We start from the raw sequence: 7,232 nt of genomic DNA on the forward strand, positions 1-7,232 counted from the left end.
TGGGACCGGTGGTGGGACCGGTGGTGGGACCGATGGGACCGGTGGTGGAGTCGAAGGGGGCGATGGGGGCGGCGGAGGGCTGCGAGACCGCCCGACCGTCCAGGGAGCGCGGCGCGATCGGCGATCGTCCCGACCAGTCCGGCTCGCCCAGCTGGCTCGGCTGGCTCGGCTGGGGACTCCACGCGGGGGCGAAGGCGCCGACGTGGGTCGGGGGCTGGTAGGCGGGCCGGCTCATCAGCACCTCCGGCAGCAGGACCATCGCCGTCAGGCCTCCGCCGTCATGCGGTCTGAGCTGCACCCTGATGCCGTTGCGCAGCGCGAGCCGACCGACCACGAAAAGTCCCATGCGCCGGGAGACCGACACGTCCACGACGGGAGGATTGGACAGGCGGTGGTTCGCCTGGGAGATCTCCTCGGTGGTCATGCCGATGCCGGAGTCCGTTACGGAGATCATCGCGCCGCCGCCGTCGATGCTGTTTCCGGACACCGTCACGCGGGTGTCCCTGGAGGAGAACGCCAGCGCGTTCTCGATGAGCTCGGCGAGCAGATGGATGACGTCGTTGACGGCCTGGCCGACGATCGCCACATCGCCGGGGATGTTGAGCGCCACCCGCTCGTATCCCTCGACCTCGGACAGGGACGCTCGGAGCACATCGGTGATCTCGACCGGGCGGCTCCATCGGCGGGCGGGTTCCTGGCCGGCGAGGACCAGGAGGTTCTCACTGTTGCGCCGCATGCGGGTGGCGAGGTGGTCGAGCTTGAACAGGTCGCCCAGCCGCCGCTCGTCCTGCTCGCCCTGCTCCAGACCGTCGATGAGGGTGATCTGCCGCTCGACCAGCGTCTGCGAGCGCCGCGACAGGTTCACGAACATCGCGTTGATGTTGCTGCGCAGTTGTGCCTCGTCGCCCGCCAGCCGTACGGCCTCGCGGTGGACCTCGTCGAACGCCCGTGCGACTTCGCCGATCTCGTCGGCGGACTGCACCCCGATCGGCTGCACGTCCTGTCGTCCGCGCCCGCCGTCGGTTTCGCGCAGCCGCTGCACGAGTTCGGGCAGGCGCCGCCCGGCAACCTCCAGCGCCTCTCTTCGCAGCCGCCGCAGCGGCTGCACCAGTGAGCGGGCCATGACGGCGGTGATGAGCAGGACCAGCAGCAGGACCGCGGCGATCAACGTGGCGTTGAACACGGCCACGTTCCGTTCGCTCCCCTGCAGGTCGATGCTCCTGTCGACGGCGGACCTGTTGATCGTCTCGGCGACCTCCCGCATCAGGTCGGCCTGTCTGCTGATCGCGTCGAACCATCGCTCCTCATCGGAGCCACCCCTGCGATCGAGATTGCGGATCGGCAGCCCGGCCGCGTCGAGATAACGCGCCCGGCTGATGAAGAACCTCGCGCGGTCGACCAGTTGGTCGGTCACGGTGTCGCTGTAGAGCTGGTGCTGGGCGATCGTCGCCTCGGCGTTGAACGAGGTCAGCTCGCTCCGCTCGCCGGCGGTCGCGGCGGCGAAGGCGTCGAGTTCGTCCTGCTCGAACCCCTGCCGGGCCAGAGCGATCGCGAGCAGCGCACGCTGCTGCGAGACGGCCTCCTGAGCGCGAGCCAGGGCGCCGAGCGCCTTGATGCTCGCGGCGAGTGCCTCGTCCGGCACTCCCTGACCGGCGGCGTCGTAAACTCGCAGCAGGTCGGCGGTGACGAGCCGATACTTCTCCATGGTGGGCAGCGGCGGGAGCCGGCTCTCAAACACGATCTTGCGCAGTGCGGGCAGGTCCGTCAGCCGGCCCATGGCACGGGAAAGATCCGCTCTGCCGATCTCACCGAGGGTGTCGCCGTCGGATGCGGCCTTGGCCAGCACCTGCTCCACCGCGGCGTCGACGGCCTCGTGCTGCCTGTTGATCAGCGCGAGGACCTCGCCTCCCCGTCGGCCTCCCGCGACATACCTCACCGAAAGGTCACGTTCCAGCTGGATCTCGTGGGTCAGCGCGCCGATGCCTGCGACGAACTCGACCGCCTCGCGTACGCGCTGGTACTCGGCGGCGCTGCCGATCGAGGTGATCACTCGTAGACCGCCGAGCAGGACCGCGACGAACGTCGGCAGCACAATCAGCGCCAGGAGACGGTTGCGTACGCGCCAGTTCTTCAGCGCCATCGAGTTCCCGGTCCCGCCTCCCGTCGAGGTCTCGGCCCGGGGCCCGGCAGGCCGTCGCACGTTCGCGGGGGTCGTGCCGCCGGCGCTCGCCACGCCGGACGGCTCGAGATCGGCGCGGCGACCACTCTCGATCGTTGCTGTCCTCACTGGTCGCAACCTCTCGCGCTGGTCCTGAGGAAAGAGTTTCGCGGTGGGTCCGTACGGGAAACCCCACAAGTCATCGGCAATTTGAGCATAAAAGGACGAGATAGACCAAGACCTCAAATATTTTAGGAACGTTCCAAAGCATACCGAATATGATTCGAAATCAATCAGAAGCGAGATGTCCAGCAAGGACTGGAGGACCGCACGACAGGCCCCAAATAGGGTTACACCCTAATATCGGTCCAAACCTCCAAAGACTCAGATATCTGGACATAGTGGACTTCTTGGCAAGTTTAGTGACATAGACGGCCGAATGCTGTTGATTCGTTTTGACTCCGGTACGCTTCTCGCCCGTCACCCGTCTTCACTTGATCACCTGACCAGTCGGGCGACATCTCCCCCCTGCTAAGGAGACCCAATGAGGCTTATGGGGCGAACCTTCGCCATAGGTGTCGCGGCCGTGCTGGCCTTGACCGCTTGCAGCAACTCCGAGACGACGTCCTCCTCCGCCGGTGGCACCGGGTTGGAGAAGACCACGCTGGTCGTGGGCACGATCCCCGTTCCGGACAGCGCCCCGCTGCAGGTCGCCATCGACAGGGGCTTCTTCAAGGATGAGGGCCTGGAAGTCAAGCCCGAGGTCGTCGCCGGCGGCGCGGTCGGCGTGCAGAAACTGCTCGGCGGGAGCATCGATCTGACGCTCGGCGCCTACATCGGCACGTTCCTCGCGCAAGACAAGGGGGCCGGAAAGTTCAAGTACGTCGCGGACAGTTACGGCGCGGCACCCGGCGCCTTCGTGATCATGGTCAAGAAGGACTCCCCCATCAAGACCGTGGCCGACCTCAAGGGGAAGAAGATCGCGGTCAACACGTTCCAGAGCGTCATGCAACTCACTGCGGAAGTGCAGATGAAGGTGGCCGGAGTGGCCGCGACACCGGACCAGTTCGTGGAGAAACCGTTCCCCGACATGCCCGCGGCCCTGGAAAACGGACAGGTCGATGCGGCAGCTATGGTCGAACCGTTTATCACCGTTGAGTCCAAGGCCGGCGGCAGAATCATCACCGATGAGATGACCGGTCCCACCGAGGATCTCCCCGTCGCCGGCTGGTTCACCACGGAAGACACCGCGAACAAGTACCCGAAGACGATGGCGGCCTTCCAGCGCGCGCTCGGCAAGGCGCAGGAGCTCGTGGCGAACGACCGCAAGATCGTGGAAGAGACCCTGCCCAAGTACACCAAGATCGACGCCGCCACGGCGGCCGTCATCTCCCTGGGCTCCTACCCGACCTCGCTGAGCGAGACACGGCTCCAGCGGGTGATCGACCTGATGAAGGAGTACGGCTACCTGAAGACGGATCTCGACGCGAAGTCGATGATCCTGCCGCCGCCGGCGAGCTGATGGAGGCCACCGCACGATCATGACCAGATCATGAACCATGTCCGAGTGCTCCGCGGCGTCGTCGGCGCCGCGGGGTTCGCCGTCGCGGTCGAGGCCGTCGGCCTGAGCGGGTTGGTCGACGAACGGTTCCTGCCCCGCATGTCGACGATCCTCGTCGGTGCGGCGGGCCTGATCGTCGACCCCGAGTTCCTCGCCGACGTCGTCGCCACGCTGACCGCCTGGGCCCTGGGACTCCTGCTCACCGTGGCAGTGGCCGTACCGGCCGGGCTGACGCTCGGCGCGCTGCCCGCCGCCGAGCGCGCGGTCCGTCCGCTGATCGAGTTCCTCCGGCCGATCCCGTCAGTCGCGATCATCCCCCTCGCGATCCTGCTCTTCAGCGACAACCTGCACCTGAAGCTGGCCGTCATCGTTTACGCCTCGTCCTGGCCGGTGCTGATCAACGCCATTTACGGCCTCAGAGACGTCGATCCGCTCGCCAAGGAGACCCTGCGCGGCTTCGGGTTCGGACCGATGTCCGTACTCGCCCGGGTCGCGCTGCCCAGTGCGGCGCCGTTCATCGCGACCGGGGTACGGGTCGCCTCCGGCATCGCGATCATCCTGACGGTCAGCGCCGAGTTGCTGGCCGGCGGCTCGGAAGGGATCGGGATCTTCATCACCGAGGCCGCGGGCGGAAACCGGATCGATCTGATGCTGGCGGCGACCCTGTGGGCCGGCCTGTTCGGCGTCCTTTCCAACGCCGTCCTGGTCGCAGTGGAACGCCGGCTCTTCCGATGGCACCACGCGAGATCGGAGGCCGCCCGGTGACCCACGTGGCCACGCATTCCGTCCGATCGGTCATCCGGGCCCTCGGCCGGCTCTGGCTGGTGCCCGTCACGTTGGTGGTCTGGGAGATCGCCACACGCTCCGCGGCTCAGCCGTTCTTCCCGCCTCCCTCGGCGATCCTCGCACGCATGCACGAGATCTGGTTCTCCGGCCCGGCATCCCATCTCCTGCTGACGGACAAGGCTCTCGACGACTTCGGCCCCAGCCTCGCGAGGCTGTTCGGCGGCTGGCTGGCCGCCGCGGCCCTCGGCGTGCTCATCGGGACCGCCATCGGCTGCTCATCCCGCCTGGCCGACTACCTGGACCCGCTGATCGAACTCGGCCGGGCCGTACCGCCGCCACTGCTGGTGCCGTTCTTCCTGGCCCTGCTGAAACTGGGCACTCCGGCGCAGTTGGCCACGATCGTGTTCGGGGTGATCTGGCCGATCCTGCTCAACACCATCGACGGCACGCGCGGTGTGGACCGTCAGCATCTGGAGACCGCGCGCATCTTCGGGTTCTCCACGGCACAGCGCCTCCGGCAGGTCATCCTCCCCGCCGCCATGCCGAAAATCTTCGCCGGCCTGCGGCTCGCACTCTCCCTCGCGCTGATCCTCCTGGTGATCGCCGAGATCTTCGGGGGCACCGGAGGGATCGGCTACCAGCTTCTCTACGCGCAACGCAGCTACCTCTACCCCGACATGTGGGGCTGCCTGGTGATGCTGGGCCTTCTCGGCTACCTGCTCAACTCCGCGTTCCTGCTGCTGGAGCGGCGCGTGCTCGCCTGGCATCGGGGTGCCAGGCAGACCAACTAGCAGACCGATCAGGAGGATCCGGTGCTCGAGATCACCGAACTGGTCCACTCGTACGGCTCGCACCGCGTGCTCGACGGGGTGAGCCTGTCCGTCGCCGAAGGCGAACTGGTCAGCGTCGTCGGCCCATCGGGATGCGGGAAGTCCACCCTGCTGCGGTCGATCGCCGGGCTCATCAGGCCGTCCGGCGGGCAGATCCTGCTCGGTGGCCGTCCGGTGGATCAGATTCCGGACAATCTGGCGATCGTGTTCCAGGACTACAGCCGTTCCCTCTTCCCATGGATGACAGCGGCGAACAACGTCGCGCTACCGCTGCGGCGCAGGGGGCTGGACCGCAGGCGCCGCCGCGAGGCCGCGATGGCGGCCCTGGACCAGGTGGGTCTGGCCGACGCCGGGGGGAAGTATCCCTGGGAGATGTCCGGTGGCATGCAGCAGCGGGTCTCGATCGCCCGCGCCCTCGCCTACCGCCCGTCGCTGCTCCTCATGGACGAGCCGTTCGGGTCGGTGGACGCCCAGACTCGCGAGGATCTGGAGGACCTGGTGCTGCGGGTCTGCGCACACCACGGGATGACGATCCTGCTGATCACCCATGACATCGACGAGAGCGTGTACGTCGGAGACCGCGTCATCGTCCTCACCAGGTCGCCCGCGCGCGTCTCGGCCGATCTCAAGGTCGACCTGGGCGCCTCCCGCGACCAGATCGCCACCCGGCAGCTCGACGAGTTCGTCCGGCTGCGCGCCGAAGTCGGCCGCCTCGTCCGAGGCGGTTCCACCACTGCGACCACTGTTCTGGAGCAGCATTGATCGACTCGAACGACCCCATCTGGAACGCCATCATCGGCATCACGCGGCTGGGCGCCATGGCCACCATGGCCGAGCTGGGCTGCGCCGACCACCTGGCGGGCGGACCGATGAGCGTCACTGAACTGGCCGGCGCGTGCGGAGCGCACGCCCCCTCTCTCGGACGGGTGATGCGCGAGCTCGCGGCCATCGGGATCGTCCGCACGGTCGGCCCCGATGTCTACGAGCTGACCGAAAACGGCCAGGCCCTGCGGGGTGACGTCCCAGGTAGCATGCGGGGCGCCCTGCGGGTGATGGTGGAGCCCGGCTACTGGTACGCCATGGGGTCCATTCCCGAGACCGTACGCCGGGGCCGCTCCATGTTCGCGGAACGCTTCGGGTCGTTCTACGACTACCTGGCGGAACGGCCCGAGTTCGAGCGGAACTTCAACGATTACATGCGGGTCCGGGCCGCCTCGATCTCGTCGGCGCTGCCCACCGCCTACGATTTCTCGGGCTTCGGGACGCTCGTGGACGTGGCCGGGGGAAGGGGGCATCTGCTCGCGGCGGTGCTCGAGGCGAACCCGCGGCTGCGGGGCGTGCTCTTCGACCGCGAGGGCGTGGTGGAGCACGCGCGCGAGGCGCTCGGCGGGCGTGGCTTCGACGACCGATGCGAGTTCGTGGGCGGCGACTTCTTCCGGGGGGTTCCGGACGGGGCGGACGCCTACCTGCTGGCGAGCATCATTCACAACTGGGACGACGACGACGGGCTGCGCATCCTCGACAACGTGCGCGCCGCGATGGCCGACAACGGCCGAGTGCTGCTGCTTGAGACGGTGCTCCCCGATGACGATTCGCCACATATCGGCAAAGAGTTCGACCTGCGGATGCTCGCCCTCTTCGGCAGCGGCAAGGAACGGACCCGGGACGAGTACGCGGCGTTGCTCGGCAAGTCGGGTTTCACGCTCTCGCGCGTCCTGCCGCTCCCCGTCGGGGCGAGCCTGATCGAGGCGATCCCCGTTCAATGACCGCGATGCCCGCGGGGGCGAAGCGGGAAGGGGTGGGAGGGAGCGAGGACCGGAGGTTTCCTCCCGGCGCGGCCCCCTGCGCCATCAGGTCAGGGGCGTCAGGTCAGGAACGGCTCCATCCGGGTGCGGCG

The 7,232-nt window shown here is 67.7% G+C and carries 6 protein-coding genes; 5 read left to right on the plus strand and 1 reads right to left on the minus strand.

What is annotated here, in order from left to right; all coding sequences use genetic code 11:
• Window positions 1–2,287 (minus strand): sensor histidine kinase (locus tag Mth01_RS28705; protein WP_204019098.1); only part of this gene is annotated, 2,287 nt, incomplete at its 3' end.
• A gap of 415 nt (window positions 2,288–2,702) precedes the next feature.
• On the opposite strand from Mth01_RS28705, the gene Mth01_RS28710 reads away from it, so the two are divergent.
• Genes Mth01_RS28710 through Mth01_RS28730 form a run of 5 tightly spaced genes read left to right on the plus strand, consistent with a single transcriptional unit; the run spans window position 2,703 to window position 7,101 of the window.
• Window positions 2,703–3,680, plus strand: a complete 978-nt coding sequence (locus Mth01_RS28710; protein WP_239090079.1) for an ABC transporter substrate-binding protein — start codon at window positions 2,703–2,705, stop codon at window positions 3,678–3,680.
• A 30-nt stretch (window positions 3,681–3,710) separates the two neighbouring features.
• Window positions 3,711–4,484, plus strand: coding sequence for an ABC transporter permease (locus tag Mth01_RS28715; protein WP_204019099.1), 774 nt, complete (start codon window positions 3,711–3,713; stop codon window positions 4,482–4,484).
• Window positions 4,451–5,296: an ABC transporter permease gene (locus Mth01_RS28720; protein WP_239090080.1), complete on the plus strand. Its 846-nt coding sequence runs from the start codon at window positions 4,451–4,453 to the stop codon at window positions 5,294–5,296. The genes Mth01_RS28715 and Mth01_RS28720 overlap by 34 nt, the downstream gene beginning before the upstream one ends.
• A 21-nt stretch (window positions 5,297–5,317) precedes the next feature.
• Window positions 5,318–6,097: an ABC transporter ATP-binding protein gene (locus tag Mth01_RS28725; RefSeq protein WP_204019100.1), complete on the plus strand. Its 780-nt coding sequence runs from the start codon at window positions 5,318–5,320 to the stop codon at window positions 6,095–6,097.
• Window positions 6,094–7,101: an acetylserotonin O-methyltransferase gene (locus tag Mth01_RS28730; RefSeq protein WP_239090081.1), complete on the plus strand. Its 1,008-nt coding sequence runs from the start codon at window positions 6,094–6,096 to the stop codon at window positions 7,099–7,101. Before Mth01_RS28725 ends, Mth01_RS28730 begins: the two co-directional genes overlap by 4 nt.
• Window positions 7,102–7,232 lie beyond the last annotated feature (131 nt).

It is taken from the genome of Sphaerimonospora thailandensis (genome assembly GCF_016863115.1).
In the GTDB taxonomy this organism is placed as follows: Bacteria; Actinomycetota; Actinomycetes; order Streptosporangiales; family Streptosporangiaceae; genus Sphaerimonospora; species Sphaerimonospora cavernae.

Excerpts from the sequence above, each read along its gene's own strand:
- Mth01_RS28710 (WP_239090079.1), top strand. The coding sequence starts at position 2,703 with ATGAGGCTTATGGGGCGAACCTTCGCCATAGGTGTCGCGGCCGTGCTG.
- Mth01_RS28715 (WP_204019099.1), top strand. The coding sequence starts at position 3,711 with ATGAACCATGTCCGAGTGCTCCGCGGCGTCGTCGGCGCCGCGGGGTTC.
- Mth01_RS28720 (WP_239090080.1), top strand. The coding sequence starts at position 4,451 with ATGGCACCACGCGAGATCGGAGGCCGCCCGGTGACCCACGTGGCCACG.